This window comes from Stenotrophomonas sp. CC22-02 (assembly GCF_004365115.1).
GTDB classification, from domain to species: Bacteria; Pseudomonadota; Gammaproteobacteria; order Xanthomonadales; family Xanthomonadaceae; genus Stenotrophomonas; species Stenotrophomonas forensis.
Map to the genome: position 1 here is coordinate 1,966,327 of NZ_SOCO01000001.1, position 11,780 is coordinate 1,978,106.

Consider the following 11,780-nt stretch of genomic DNA (forward strand, 5'->3'; position numbering starts at 1 on the left):
GCGATCTCCTGTGGCCCAAGGCGCGCACCCATTGTTCACCAGATAGGACTATGACGGCAAATATTGGCGTCTACCGACCCTATTGTCGCGGCGATATCGTCTCCCGCAACGAAGAACAGCGGCCGGCAGCCCCGGCCAGGAGATCGCCATGAAGCGTGTCACCGGTACCTACAGCGCCCCCCGCCCGCACTGGGTGGGCGACGGATTTCCCGCCCGCTCGATGTTTTCCTACAACACCCACGGCCAGCACCTGAGCCCGTTCCTGCTGCTGGACTATGCCGGCCCCTACACCTTCTCCCCCAGCGATACGCCGCGCGGGGTCGGCCAGCATCCGCACCGTGGATTCGAGACGGTCACCATCGTCTATGAGGGCGAGGTCGCCCATCGCGATTCAACCGGTGCCGGCGGCACCATCGGCCCGGGTGACGTGCAGTGGATGACCGCCGCCTCCGGCATCCTCCACGAGGAATTCCATACGCCGGAATTCAGCCGGCGCGGCGGCACGCTGGACATGGTGCAGCTGTGGGTGAACCTGCCGGCCCGAGACAAGATGGGTGCGCCGGGCTACCAGACTCTCCTCGACGCAGAAATTCCCTCGGTGGATCTGCCTGAGGGCGCTGGCCGCGTGCGGGTCATCGCGGGCACCTTCGACGGCCACGCCGGCCCGGCGCGCACCCACACGCCGATGGATGTCTGGGACATCCGCCTGCGCCAGGGCCACCACGCCGAACTGCCGGTGGCCGATGGCCGCACGCTGGCGCTGGTGGCGCTGAAGGGCTCGGTGCGGGTCAACGGCGGCCCGCCGGTCGGCGAGGCACAGCTGGTCACCTTCGACCGCGCTGGCACGGACGTGTTTGTCGATGCCGACAGCGACGCCACGGTACTGCTGCTCAGCGGCGAGCCGATCGACGAGCCGGTGGTGGGCTATGGCCCGTTCGTGATGAACAGCCAGGCCGAGATCGCGCAGGCGGTCAACGACTTCAACAGCGGCCGCTTCGGCCAGATCGCGCACTGAGCGCTTCCGCGCGGCGGGCAATCACCCGCCGCGCCAACGGGCCACCACCGGCCCTTCCCCCACAGGAGACTGACCATGAGTACCCCCGCCAACTTCAACGGCGCACGCCCGGTGATCGATCCGGACAACGCCGCGATGCTGCTGATCGACCACCAGAGCGGCCTGTTCCAGACCATCGCGGACATGCCGTTCAGCACCGTGCGCGCGCACGCCACTGCACTGGCGAAGATGGCCACGCTGGCCCGGATGCCGGTGATCACCACCGCCTCGGTGCCGCAGGGCCCGAATGGCCCGCTGATCCCGGAGATCCACGACGCAGCGCCGCATGCGCAGTACGTGGCGCGCAAGGGCGAGATCAATGCCTGGGACAATCCCGAATTCGTTGCCGCCGTGAAGGCCACTGGCCGCAGACAGCTGATCATCGCCGGCACCATCACCAGCGTGTGCATGGCCTTCCCGTCGATCGCCGCCGCCGCCGATGGCTACCAGGTGTTCGCGGTGATCGATGCCTCGGGCACCTATTCGAAGATGGCCGAGGAGATCACCCTGGCGCGCGTGGTACAGGCAGGCGTGGTGCCGATGGACACCGCCGCGGTGGCCTCGGAGATCCAGCGCAGCTGGAACCGCGACGATGCGCAGCAGTGGGCCGAGGTCTACACGAAGATCTTCCCGAACTACCAGCTGCTGATCGAGAGCTACCTGAAGGCGCAGGACGTGCAGAAGAACCACGAGCCGCTGGATTCGCAGCGCAGCTGAGCGCGCAAGGCGGTAGAGTCCAACGCGTCGGGCACGGCCCGGCGCTACAGAGGAGATCCCCATGGCCTACGCACGCATTGTTTCAACCGGCGACAACTACCTGCACCACATCAGCAATGGCAGCTTCGATGTCGATGCGGACGAGCCCGCAACGCTGGGCGGCCAGGGCAAGGGCTTCGCCCCGTTCGACCTGTACCTGGCCTCGCTGGCGGCCTGCACCGCCATCACCCTGCGCATGTACGCGCAGCGCAAGGGCTGGGAACTGGGTGAGTTCCATGCCGAACTACGCTCCGAGCGTGACGAGGAGGGACGCTTCCACGTGCACCGCGTCCTGCATGCCAGCGCGGAGCTGAGCGATGCACAGTGGCAGCGCTTGCTGGAGGTGGTGGAGAAGACCCCGGTGACCCTGGTGATGCGCGAGGGTGCACGCATCACCAGTGAGCGTGGGGGTGCGGCGTAACCCCATCCACGCGTGGCGTGGATCTACTTCAGCGCCGTGAATGCAGCACGGTGCGCTGGCGCATGGCGTTGAACTCCTGCTCCACCTGCTGGATGTCCTCGGCCTGGAAACCGGCCGCATCCAGCAGCTGGTCGGCGGCGGCCGCCGCCAGCGGATCATCATCGCGCTGGCGCCAGCAGCGCGCCGGCAGGAAGTAGCCCACTTCGCTGCGCCCGCGCATGATCACCACCGGCCGGCCGGCATACAGCAGGAACTCCGCCAGATGCTGGCGCAGCCCTTCCACCGATACATAGGCCGGCCCGATACCCAGCACCTGGCTGGACGGCTCAGGACTTTCAAACAGCTTGCGACGGCTCATCCACTTCTCCTTTGGTGCAACGCGTGGTCTCCTTTCCTTAGACGGGCGCATCGCTGCGCCCCCGCCACACCCGGCGTGATCTGCATCACGCGATCCGGCTAGAAGCCGGTATTGAACTCCAGCTGGAACACGTCGATCGACAGCGGCGCACCGGACACTTCCTTGGCCGCCATCCACTTGCCGCTGATCCAGCTGCGCGCATCCAGCGCGTAGGCACCGCCCACGTAGTAGCCGCGGGCGTTGGTGCCGCCCAGGTGGAAGTTGGGGTCGTTGTAGGCATCCGGCAGCGCATCGGCGTCGATGTGCTTGTAGCCCAGCAGTGCCTGCCACTGGCCCTTCTTCCTCAGCTCGGTGGCACCGAAGGTGGCCTGCACCATCCACGCGGTATCGCCGCTGTGGAAGGTGTTGATGCTGGCGGTGCCGCCCGCGTCGTAGTTGTTGACGATGCCATTGTTGGCACGGCTGAACATCGCCTGCTTGTCGTAGGCCAGGTTGCGGATGTAGTCACCGTCCAGGCGCAGGCCGATGCCCTGCGCCAGCTGCGTATCCCAGCGCAGGTTCAGCGTGGCCAGGCGGAACGCCGAGGCCAGGCCGACGTACTGCGGGGTGGGCGTGTTGGCCGGGTCCAGCGGATTGCGCGCGATGTCGCGGATCAGCATCAGGGTGTTGCCCTTCTGCATGAAGGCCGGGCGTGACCAGTCGGTATCGCAGCCCACCGCACCTGCATACAGTGCGCACGGCGAAGACAGGCGACCGCTGATGTTCTTGAAGTCGTAGTAGCCCAGCGCCGCGCGCAGCGTGTTGTCATCGTTGAAGCGCCAGTTCACGCCCACCTGCGCACCGGACAGCCACTTGTTCTCGTTCGGGGTCTTGACCCGGCTCTGGCTGGGTGAACTGTCGGAGGTGTACTCCAGCGGCACCACCGCCAGGTTGCCGAACAGGTCGAGGTCACCGCCGTCGAAGTCGTACTTCAGGTTGGCGGCCAGGCCGTCGAAGTTCAGGTCGTTGGAGAACAGCGTATCGCTGGTCCAGAACGGATTGCCGAAGCGGCCACCGCGCACCGTCACCCAGTCCGCCGGGCTGTAGGCCAGCCAGGCCTGGTCCAGCCACACATCCTTCTTGCTCAGGCCACCGCCCAGTTGTTCGGTGGTCGACACCGGGCCATTGCTGCTGCCGCTGGCCAGGCGCACGCCGGCGGTGGTGTGCTGGCCGATGGTCGCTTCGATGCCCAGGCGGGCACGGATGCGCCACAGGTTGCGGCGGTCCTGGCGGCTGTTCAGCAGCGGCGGCAGCTGCAGGTTGGTGTTGGTGTTGGTATCGAAGCCATTGCCGGAATTGATCGCCGGCCAGTTGCTCACGATGTCGCTGTTGCGCTCGGAATAGAAGCGCGATTCGCTGCGCACGCGCATGTCACCGGTGACCTTGATGCGCTTGGTCCATTCGGCCACTTCGTTCGGCGCCGCCCAGCCTTCCGATTTCGCTTGCGCCATCACATCCTGGCGCACCTCGTCACGGATGCCGTCGCGCACGCTCTGCGGCACGTAAGGCACGCGCACGTCGCCGGCTTCCAGGGCCACGCCGCCGCTGGCGGCCGCACTACCGCTGGCGGCGGTGCGTTGGGCGGCGGCCGCTTCGGCTTCGGCCTGCACCAACAGTGCCTGGCCGTCTTCGGGTTTCAGCGCGCCGCTGGCGATCAGGCCCTTGATCAGCTTGACCATGGTGGTTTCTGCGGCCATCGCACCGGCCGGGGCCGCCAGGCTGAGCAGCACGGCGCAGCACAGCAGCGCCCGTCGGGCCGGCCGCGGGCGGCGGGAGTCGGTTCGTGCGCGGTCGTGGTCGTTCATCACGGTTCTCATCGAAAGAGTGGAAATCACGGAAGTCGGGAATCAGGCCCCGGGCCGGCGGCCCTGGATCAGGACGCGGGCGGGGAAATCGAGCGACGGCGGCGGTGCCTGGTCGACCTTGCCGATGCGACGCAGCGCATCGAGCACGGCCGCATCGGCCTCCTCGTTGCCACTGCCGCGCACCAGCTCGACCTTTTCCAGGCGGCCATCGGCGGCCAGCCACACATTCACCTGCAGCTGGAACGCCAGGCGCTTGACCTTGTCGTCGCGCGCGATCGCCTGCTGCATCAGGTAGCCGAGGTAGCGCCCGTAGGTGGCATTGCCGGCACCGCCGCGGCCGACGCCGGAGGTGCCGCCGCCTGTGCCGGACTGGATACCGAAGTTGTCGCCGCCGGCCTGCGCGTCGGCATTCATCGTTACCGGGTCGGCGTTGTCCGGGGTCGGCGTCGGTTCTTCCGCCGGGGTCGGCTGATCCAGCGGCTCGGGCTCGGGGACCGTTTCTTCCGGCGTTTCCGGCTCGGGCGGCTTTTCCGGTGGGGGCGGAGGCGGTGGCGGAGGGGGCGGCAGCGCCAGCATCGGCGGCTGCACCACCGGCCTGCGGGTACTGGCGGTGTCCTTGAACAGCAGCCACCACACCGCGATGCCGAGCACCAACAGCGCGGCCAGCACCAGCGCCACGGTCACCAGCAGCTGGCGACCGCGCATGCCGGGCTCCGGCCGAGGGGGTTGATGGGCCGTCATGCCTCAGCCCTGCGCCTTGCCGGTGACCAGCCCGACCTGGGCCAGCTCCAGCCGCCGCAGCAGGTCCAGCACCTCGACCACGCGCGCGTACTGCACCTGCGCATCGCCGCGCACGATCACCGGGAAGTCCGGCGTGGTCGCACGTTCGGTGCGCAGGCGGTCTTCCAGTTCAGCCATCGTCACCGGGTAGGCATCGAGGAACACCTGGCCGCTGGGGTCGATGGTGATCGCCTTGGTTTTCGGCTTCTCCAGCGCCACGCTGTTGCTGGCCTTCGGCAGGTTGACCTCGATACCGGGGATGGAGGCGTTGCTGGTCAGGATGAAGATCACCAGCACCACCAGCAGCACGTCGACGAAGGGCGTCACGTTGATGCCCTTCTCGCGCTTCTTGATGCCGAACTTCGCCTTCTGGCCCATGGCGCGCCCCTCAGCCCTGGACCGCGGCCGGGCCGCGCCCGTCCTGCTCTTCAGCCAGGCGCGCGGCGAATTCGTCGATGAACACCGCCATGTCCGCGCCGATCGCCTCGGCGCGCGCCCCCAGGTAGTTGTAGCCGAACAGGGCCGGGATCGCGACACCGAGGCCAGCCGCGGTACACAGCAACGCCGCAGCCATGCCCGGCGCCACCGAGTTGATGTCCACCGCGCCGGCCATCGCCGCCACCACGAACACCAGCATGATGCCGATGACGGTGCCGAACAGGCCCACATACGGTGCGCCTTCAATGGTGGTCGACAGCCAGTTCATGCGCCGCGCCATGCCTTCCTGCTCGCGCACCATCACCGCATCCATCGAGGCGCGGATGGCGGCGATGGTGGCCGCGCTGAGGTAGCCGCTGTTGCCATCACGCTGGTGGCGCTGTTGCATTTCATCGATGGCGACCTGGTAGATGCGCCACAGCGAACCCTCGTGCATGGCGGTCGGTGCCTTGCCCTGGCGATCCATGTCGGACAGGGTGCGCAGCGGCACACCGGACAGCTTGCCGAAGCTCTCGGTAAACACGGCATTGGCCCTGCTGGTGCGGCCAAAGTGGCGGCTCTTGGCGATCATGATCGCCCACGACAGCAGCATCATCAGGCCAAGGATGGCCACCACCACCCAGGCGTCGAACGGCATCGCCTTGAGGATGAAACCGAAGTGGCTCTGCCCGGCCGACTGCTCGTCGGCACCGTAGCTGATCAGGCGCGAATCGGCGCCCTGCGCGGTGGCATCGGCCAGCAGCAGCGCCGCCGGGCGCGCCACCCGCGAGATGCGCAGCTCATCCAGCGCACCTTCGAAGTTGGCCAGCGGCTGCGCCGCACCCGCAGCATCGGCGCCCACCACGGCGGCGGTGTTCAGGGCCGGCAGATCGCCACTGAGCTGGGCGACCACGCGCCCATTGAGGTACAGCTGCAGCGCCCCCTTCTCTGCGGTCAGCGCGACATGCGCCCACTGCCCTTCCGGAATCGGCTGCGCAGGCGTGCTGCGCTGGCCGTTGAGCTGCACGAACGGCACCCGGTTCTCGATGCCGAGCACCAGCTCGGCCGCACCGTCGCGGCGGGCATAGATCGCTTGTGCGGCACTGTTGCTGCCCGGCTTGATCCACGCGGAAACGGTCAACGGCGCGCCCGCCTGCTGCGCCAGCGAGGCGCTGGCCGGCAGCGGCAGCGGACCGCCGCCGAGCTGCACGCCACGGCCGATCACCGAGCCTTCGGACGGCGGCACCACGGCCCCGGCATTGTTGCCATAGGCGGTGGTATCGCGGGCCGGGGCATTGGCTTCGGCGAAGTGGTAGACCAGCGTGTAGTCCGGGTCGAACACCTGCTGGCCATTGCCGCTGGCCGGGGCCTTGTCGTTGCCGTAGTACATCCAGATCGTCTGCGGCGCCGCGGCACTCACCGCCGGCACATCGACCCAGACCAGTGCCAGGCCGAGCTTGGGATCGAACTGTTCGATCTGGTGGGCAAGCACGGTGCGGCCATCGCCCGAGACGAAACGCAGGTCGCTGCCCGCATCCTGGGTGCCATCGAAGCCGAAGTTGCCGGTATGCAGGCGCAGCAGCAGCGGCGTGCGGCCCGGGTCACCGGCCAGGCCGGCGCCCTGCGGGCCGGCGTCGACGGTGATCGGCTTGCGGTACTTCCATTCGGCCTGCCACCAATTGGCATCGGCCGCAGCGGCGGGCAGCGCCACTAGCGCGGCCAGCAGCAACAACACTCGGGAAAGCAAACGGTCCATGCGAAGGGTCTCCGGAGAACGCATGTTCAAGGGAAGGGTCAGTAACTGGTGCTGATGTTGAAATGCAGGCGCGGGTCGTCCTTGCGCGTGACCGGGCCGTCGGCGTAGGGCCAGGCGTAGTCCAGGCGCAGCTGCAGGTGTTCGCCCAGGCGCAGCTGCGCGCCCAGGCCGACCGAGGCCAGGTTGTACTTGTCACGCTGATCGGGCAGCGGCTGGCGCAGGCGCAGGTAGGCCGCGTCGGCAAAGCTGTAGACGCGCAGGTCGGTGCCGCTCCACAGCGACCACGCCGGCGTGCGCCATTCCAGGCTGGCCAGGCCGCCGTAGTCGCCGATCGCCTCGGCCGACAGATAGCCGCGCACGGTGTACATGCCGCCGGCGGCGAACTGTTCGGCCGACACCAGCGGCGCGTCGGTCACCTGCAGCGAGCCGCGCGCATACCACTGCCAGTCGCTGCCGAAGGTATGGGTGTTGGCCACGTCGGCCTTGAAGGCCACGAAACTCGGATCGGCCCAGAATCGCTTCTGCCCGAATGCAGTGGCATCGCTGCCGTAGCCCAGCAGGCGGCGGGTGCCGGCCACCAGCTGGGTATTGATGCTCAACTGGTCCTGCTCGCCCTGGCGCACGCCGACGAACGCGAGGGTGATCGGCGCGTACTTCAACGGCGTCTTCAGGCTGCCCTTTTCCATCTGCGTGTCTTCCTCGGTGTCCTTGAAGTCCACACCGAGGCTGAGCTGGCGCCACCACTGGCGGCTGCCGGCCAGGCGATAGTTGAGCTTGAGGCCGATCGAATGGCCATTGCCGATCACGTTGGTGCCGGACCCGGTGCCGACCTGCGCGCCGGCATTCAGCACCCGGCTGTCGGACTTGTAGCCGGAAGCTTCCAGGCTCCAGGGCGTGCCTTCGAACGGCATCATGTACGACGCCGAGAACACCTTGGCCTGCTGGGTGTCCTGCGGCGCCAGGTACACGCCGACGTTGACGCTGTGCCCGCGCTGCCACAGGTTGTCGTAGGCCAGCGAGGTGCTCAGGCGCAGCTTCTCGGTATCGGCGCTGCGATCGTTGTTCAGTGCCGCGCTGATCCGCCACGGCGACTTCTCTTCAACCTGCAGGTCCACGTCCATGGTGCCGGGCACCTGGCCTTCGCGCACCAGTGGCATCACCTGCCGGCGCCCGCCTTCGTTGAGCGCGGTCAGTTCCTTCTGCGCCTGCTCGAAATCGGGCACCTTGCCTTCGGCCAGCGCCGGCACGCGCTCGCGGATGCGTTCGGGCGACTCGTGCTTCGTGCCGACCACGCGCAGCTGGCCGATCGGCGTCTGCTGCACCTTCAGCAGTACCACGCCGCCACTGACCTGCTGTTCCGGCAGTTCAACGTAGACCGACTGGTAACCGGCCTGCTGGTACAGCGCATTGACCGCATCGCGCGCCTTCTCGACATCGGCCAGGGTCTTGCCCGGGCCGAGGAACGGCTCCACTGCACGTTCGATCTGGCGCGGATCGAGCACGGTGTTGCCGCGCACGATGTATTCGTTGATGTTCACGCTGGGCGCGGGCGCCTGCTGTGCGAACAACGGCAGCGGCATCATGGCCAGCGCCAGCACCAACGGATGCAGGCGCAGCGGAAGGCGGACGGCTCGGGACGGAACAGGAGTCATCGAAGGCATCGCGTCGTATCGAAGGGAATGGCCATGGAGCGGAGCGTGGATCTACCAACAGGACGTGCACGTCGCGTCAAAGCCGCCAACAGTTTTGTGACAGCCCTGTCATCTTTTGACAGCGCCGGAACCCTCGCGGGCGGACACTGCCTTCGCCATACGTCTTCGCTGAAGAACACCGGTTGCCGCAGGAGATTCGAGATGAGCAGTTCATTGAAGACGGGCCTGCGCCCTGCCCTCGCCCTGGCACTGCTGCTGGTGGTGCCAGCGCTCCACGCCGGGGAAGCGAAGCAGCAGGACGATGCCGCACCGTGCATCGAAGTGCAGGTCAACGGCGAGCGCATCCCTGCCTGGGATTGCCTGCAGCGCAAGCTGGCACCGGCGCCGAAACAGGCGAAGTCACCGGCCCGGCCCGAAGCCGAGCGCCTGATGCGGCAGCCTGGCAACCAGCTGATGCAGTACAACCTGGAAGGCACGCGGCAGCGCATGGGCGATGCCTTTGGTCGTTCGGTGGTGCCGCAGCGTCCGGCGCGCTGAGCCCGTGCATCTGCAGCCAAGCGTGGGCTCGGCGCTACGGGGCGTCGCCCTGCGCAGCGGCCGGCACGATGCCATCCGTCGGCACCGGTGGCAGCTCCGGCACCGGCAGGCTGCGCGACTGCCCGGCCTGGTTCAGTTCCACCGTGCTGGCGCCGATGCTGGCCAGCACCGTGCAGGGCCCCAGCCGCTGGCCGGGGGCGTACGCTGCCGCAGGACGGCCATCGACCGAAAGCAGGGCCAGCGGCGAATGGTCGCCGGCCATCACGCCCAACACCACCACTTCGGTCTGGACGGCGCCGGGCGAAAGCAGGCGCACCAGGGGCAGGCTGGCCGCCGCTGCGAACATCGGCCGCACAGCGGCCTCGGCAGGCGCCTCGCTGGCCACCGCCGCTGGCGCGACGGCAGACAGGGTCACCGTCCAGTAGGCCACCACCGCCAGCAGCAGCGTCGCTGCCAGCGCGGTCAACAGCCGATTGCGATCCCAGCGCCTGTCCATGTCCTGCACCATCGCCACGTTCGTGTCCGCCCACGCTAGCAGCTGGCGCTGACGCTTTTGTTTCATCATGCGCGCATACGCTGGCAGGCATCGGCAAGGACCGGAGGCAATGTCGATGCTGCACATTCCGCGTGGCTTCACTCTGCTGGAACTGATGGTGGTGCTGGTGATCATCGGCATCTGCACGGCCGGCATCGGCCTGGGCCTGGGCAGCCTGCTCGACCCGGCGCGGCAGCTGCGGCAGGAGGCCGAGCGGCTGGCGCAACGCCTGCAGGTTGCGCGCGACGAGGCCCGCATCGATGGCAACACCGTGCGCTGGCAGGCGAACGCCGACGGTTACCATTTCAGCCGCCGCGAAGGCAGCCGCTGGGTGGACATGGAGCGCGACGACCTGCTGCGGCCGCAGACGTGGCAGGCCGCCGGCATTTCGGTGCAGCCGGCCACCGCCATCGAATTGAGCCCGGAATGGATCGGCGTTGCCTGGGAAGTGCGGCTGTCGCTGGACGGTCGCCAGCTGCGTCTTCGTGATGATGGCAGCGGACAGTTGCAGGTCGTGCAGTGAAACGGAACCCGCGCGGATTCACCCTGATCGAAGTGCTGATCGCACTGGCGATCGTGTCGATTGCCCTGGCCGCGGTGATGCGATCGGTCGCGGTCGCCACCGACGATCAGTCGCGCCTGCGCGACCGTCGGCTGGCCCTGATGTGTGCGCAGGATCGATGGCAGGAACTGCGCCTGGCCGGACAGGTACCGCAGGAGGTACGCCAGCGCTGCCTGCAGGGGCGCAGCCGGTTCCTGGTGCTGCAGCATCTGGGCACCGGGGCGGATGGGCAGCCGCAGCTGGAACTGAGCGTGGTGGCCGAACAGGCCCCGCGGCAGTCGCTGGCACGGATGCAGCTGCCCTGGACGGCAACGCCATGAAGCGCCCGGTGCATGGCTTCACCCTGATTGAAGTGATGATCGCGATCACCATCATGGGCGTGCTGGCACTGATCTGCTGGCGGGCCATCGACAGCGTGGCCAGCAGCGACCAGCGCCTGCGCCAGGCCGATGCGGAGACCACCCATGCATTGCGCGCGCTGCAGCAGTTCCAGCGCGATGTCGAGATGCGGGCCGATGATGCGCTGATGAACGGCGCGGTGCGTCCGGCGGATCAGCCGCAACGGTTGCTGCCGCCCTCGCTGGTCAGCGAACGCCATCCGGATGGGAGTTTCGCGCTGGAAATCACCCGCAGCGTGGGCAGCGACGGACTGCGCTGGCAGCGCGTGCGCTGGTGGCGGCAGGGGGACACGGTGTGGCGGGCCAGCGGCGCTGCCACTGATCGTTACCCGCTGCCCGCACCCGAGCCGTCGAAGGGCATTGTGGTGGCACGCGCGGTGCAGCGCTTCGAGGTGCGTGCGTGGCAGCCCGGGGCGGGCTGGGCGTCGTTGCCGGGCGAAGGCGATGTGTTGCCGGCCACCGGCCTGGAGCTGCGACTGGAGCTGCGCGACGGGCGCGGTGCGTTGAGCTATCGGCGGGTGCTGGGGTTTTAGGATGTCTCGCGGCTGATGCATCCACGCATGGCGTGGATCTACTGGCAGGCAACGATGCACTGCCCTTCTGCCGCCGGGCGCACTCCTGCACCCGGCGGCGCCGTGTCGGTGGTCCTCACCGCTGATGGCCGCTCCCTGCCCTCCGTGCCGTCCTGGCTGGGGCCGCCACCTTTCCAT

General features: G+C 68.0%; 14 protein-coding genes. 7 read left to right on the forward strand and 7 right to left on the reverse strand.

Annotated features, from left to right (window positions below; genetic code table 11):
- Positions 1–148: 148 nt before the first annotated feature.
- The 3 genes from N440_RS09080 to N440_RS09090 all read left to right on the forward strand — a co-directional run bounded on the left by N440_RS09080 (position 149) and on the right by N440_RS09090 (position 2,231).
- Positions 149–1,015, forward strand: coding sequence for a pirin family protein (locus N440_RS09080; protein WP_133934832.1), 867 nt, complete (start codon positions 149–151; stop codon positions 1,013–1,015).
- Between the two features lie 75 nt (positions 1,016–1,090).
- Positions 1,091–1,771: an isochorismatase family protein gene (locus N440_RS09085; protein ID WP_133934833.1), complete on the forward strand. Its 681-nt coding sequence runs from the start codon at positions 1,091–1,093 to the stop codon at positions 1,769–1,771.
- A 61-nt stretch (positions 1,772–1,832) separates the two neighbouring features.
- Complete coding sequence (locus N440_RS09090) at positions 1,833–2,231, forward strand: OsmC family protein (RefSeq protein ID WP_133934834.1); 399 nt, start codon at positions 1,833–1,835, stop codon at positions 2,229–2,231.
- 28 nt (positions 2,232–2,259) lie between these two features.
- Here N440_RS09090 and N440_RS09095 read toward each other — a convergent pair whose 3' ends face one another.
- From N440_RS09095 to N440_RS09120, 6 genes are all read right to left on the reverse strand, one after another.
- Positions 2,260–2,589 carry a hypothetical protein gene (locus N440_RS09095; RefSeq protein ID WP_008264586.1) on the reverse strand — a complete coding sequence of 110 codons (330 nt, stop codon included), beginning with the start codon at positions 2,587–2,589 and terminating at the stop codon, positions 2,260–2,262.
- A 98-nt stretch (positions 2,590–2,687) separates the two neighbouring features.
- Positions 2,688–4,433, reverse strand: a complete 1,746-nt coding sequence (locus tag N440_RS09100) for a putative porin (RefSeq protein ID WP_133934835.1) — start codon at positions 4,431–4,433, stop codon at positions 2,688–2,690.
- 42 nt (positions 4,434–4,475) lie between these two features.
- The gene (locus N440_RS09105) at positions 4,476–5,138 is read right to left on the reverse strand and encodes a cell envelope integrity protein TolA (protein WP_053449910.1); all 663 of its coding nucleotides are present in this window, start codon (positions 5,136–5,138) and stop codon (positions 4,476–4,478) included.
- Positions 5,139–5,177: 39 nt separating this feature from the next.
- Positions 5,178–5,591 (reverse strand): biopolymer transporter ExbD, encoded by a 414-nt coding sequence (locus tag N440_RS09110; RefSeq protein ID WP_005409874.1) that lies wholly within the window; start codon positions 5,589–5,591, stop codon positions 5,178–5,180.
- A 10-nt stretch (positions 5,592–5,601) separates the two neighbouring features.
- Positions 5,602–7,386 (reverse strand): MotA/TolQ/ExbB proton channel family protein, encoded by a 1,785-nt coding sequence (locus tag N440_RS09115; protein WP_133934836.1) that lies wholly within the window; start codon positions 7,384–7,386, stop codon positions 5,602–5,604.
- A gap of 38 nt (positions 7,387–7,424) precedes the next feature.
- Positions 7,425–9,038, reverse strand: a complete 1,614-nt coding sequence (locus N440_RS09120) for a ShlB/FhaC/HecB family hemolysin secretion/activation protein (protein WP_133934837.1) — start codon at positions 9,036–9,038, stop codon at positions 7,425–7,427.
- A 201-nt stretch (positions 9,039–9,239) separates the two neighbouring features.
- On the opposite strand from N440_RS09120, the gene N440_RS09125 reads away from it, so the two are divergent.
- Positions 9,240–9,575 carry a hypothetical protein gene (locus N440_RS09125; RefSeq protein ID WP_133934838.1) on the forward strand — a complete coding sequence of 112 codons (336 nt, stop codon included), beginning with the start codon at positions 9,240–9,242 and terminating at the stop codon, positions 9,573–9,575.
- 34 nt (positions 9,576–9,609) lie between these two features.
- Here N440_RS09125 and N440_RS09130 read toward each other — a convergent pair whose 3' ends face one another.
- On the reverse strand, positions 9,610–10,083 hold the full coding sequence (locus N440_RS09130; protein WP_208322803.1) for a general secretion pathway protein: 474 nt from the start codon (positions 10,081–10,083) through the stop codon (positions 9,610–9,612).
- A gap of 103 nt (positions 10,084–10,186) precedes the next feature.
- Between N440_RS09130 and gspH the strand changes: the two genes are divergently transcribed.
- From gspH to N440_RS09145, 3 genes are read left to right on the forward strand one after another with little or no spacing between them, the layout of a single operon-like run.
- Complete coding sequence (gene gspH / locus N440_RS09135; RefSeq protein WP_133936010.1) at positions 10,187–10,633, forward strand: type II secretion system minor pseudopilin GspH; 447 nt, start codon at positions 10,187–10,189, stop codon at positions 10,631–10,633.
- Positions 10,630–10,992 carry a type II secretion system minor pseudopilin GspI gene (gene gspI, locus N440_RS09140; RefSeq protein ID WP_133934840.1) on the forward strand — a complete coding sequence of 121 codons (363 nt, stop codon included), beginning with the start codon at positions 10,630–10,632 and terminating at the stop codon, positions 10,990–10,992. Before gspH ends, gspI begins: the two co-directional genes overlap by 4 nt.
- Entirely contained in the window at positions 10,989–11,603 is a 615-nt protein-coding gene (locus N440_RS09145) for a prepilin-type N-terminal cleavage/methylation domain-containing protein (protein ID WP_049457027.1), read from the forward strand. Before gspI ends, N440_RS09145 begins: the two co-directional genes overlap by 4 nt.
- Positions 11,604–11,780: the final 177 nt, after the last annotated feature.

Bases quoted from the DNA above. Each gene is read 5' to 3' on its own strand.
- N440_RS09080 (WP_133934832.1), top strand. From the start codon at position 149: ATGAAGCGTGTCACCGGTACCTACAGCGCCCCCCGCCCGCACTGGGTG.
- N440_RS09085 (WP_133934833.1), top strand. From the start codon at position 1,091: ATGAGTACCCCCGCCAACTTCAACGGCGCACGCCCGGTGATCGATCCG.
- N440_RS09090 (WP_133934834.1), top strand. From the start codon at position 1,833: ATGGCCTACGCACGCATTGTTTCAACCGGCGACAACTACCTGCACCAC.
- N440_RS09095 (WP_008264586.1), bottom strand. From the start codon at position 2,589: ATGAGCCGTCGCAAGCTGTTTGAAAGTCCTGAGCCGTCCAGCCAGGTG.
- N440_RS09100 (WP_133934835.1), bottom strand. From the start codon at position 4,433: ATGAACGACCACGACCGCGCACGAACCGACTCCCGCCGCCCGCGGCCG.
- N440_RS09105 (WP_053449910.1), bottom strand. From the start codon at position 5,138: ATGCGCGGTCGCCAGCTGCTGGTGACCGTGGCGCTGGTGCTGGCCGCG.
- N440_RS09110 (WP_005409874.1), bottom strand. From the start codon at position 5,591: ATGGGCCAGAAGGCGAAGTTCGGCATCAAGAAGCGCGAGAAGGGCATC.
- N440_RS09115 (WP_133934836.1), bottom strand. From the start codon at position 7,386: ATGGACCGTTTGCTTTCCCGAGTGTTGTTGCTGCTGGCCGCGCTAGTG.
- N440_RS09120 (WP_133934837.1), bottom strand. From the start codon at position 9,038: ATGACTCCTGTTCCGTCCCGAGCCGTCCGCCTTCCGCTGCGCCTGCAT.
- N440_RS09125 (WP_133934838.1), top strand. From the start codon at position 9,240: ATGAGCAGTTCATTGAAGACGGGCCTGCGCCCTGCCCTCGCCCTGGCA.
- N440_RS09130 (WP_208322803.1), bottom strand. From the start codon at position 10,083: ATGGTGCAGGACATGGACAGGCGCTGGGATCGCAATCGGCTGTTGACC.
- gspH (WP_133936010.1), top strand. From the start codon at position 10,187: ATGCTGCACATTCCGCGTGGCTTCACTCTGCTGGAACTGATGGTGGTG.
- N440_RS09145 (WP_049457027.1), top strand. From the start codon at position 10,989: ATGAAGCGCCCGGTGCATGGCTTCACCCTGATTGAAGTGATGATCGCG.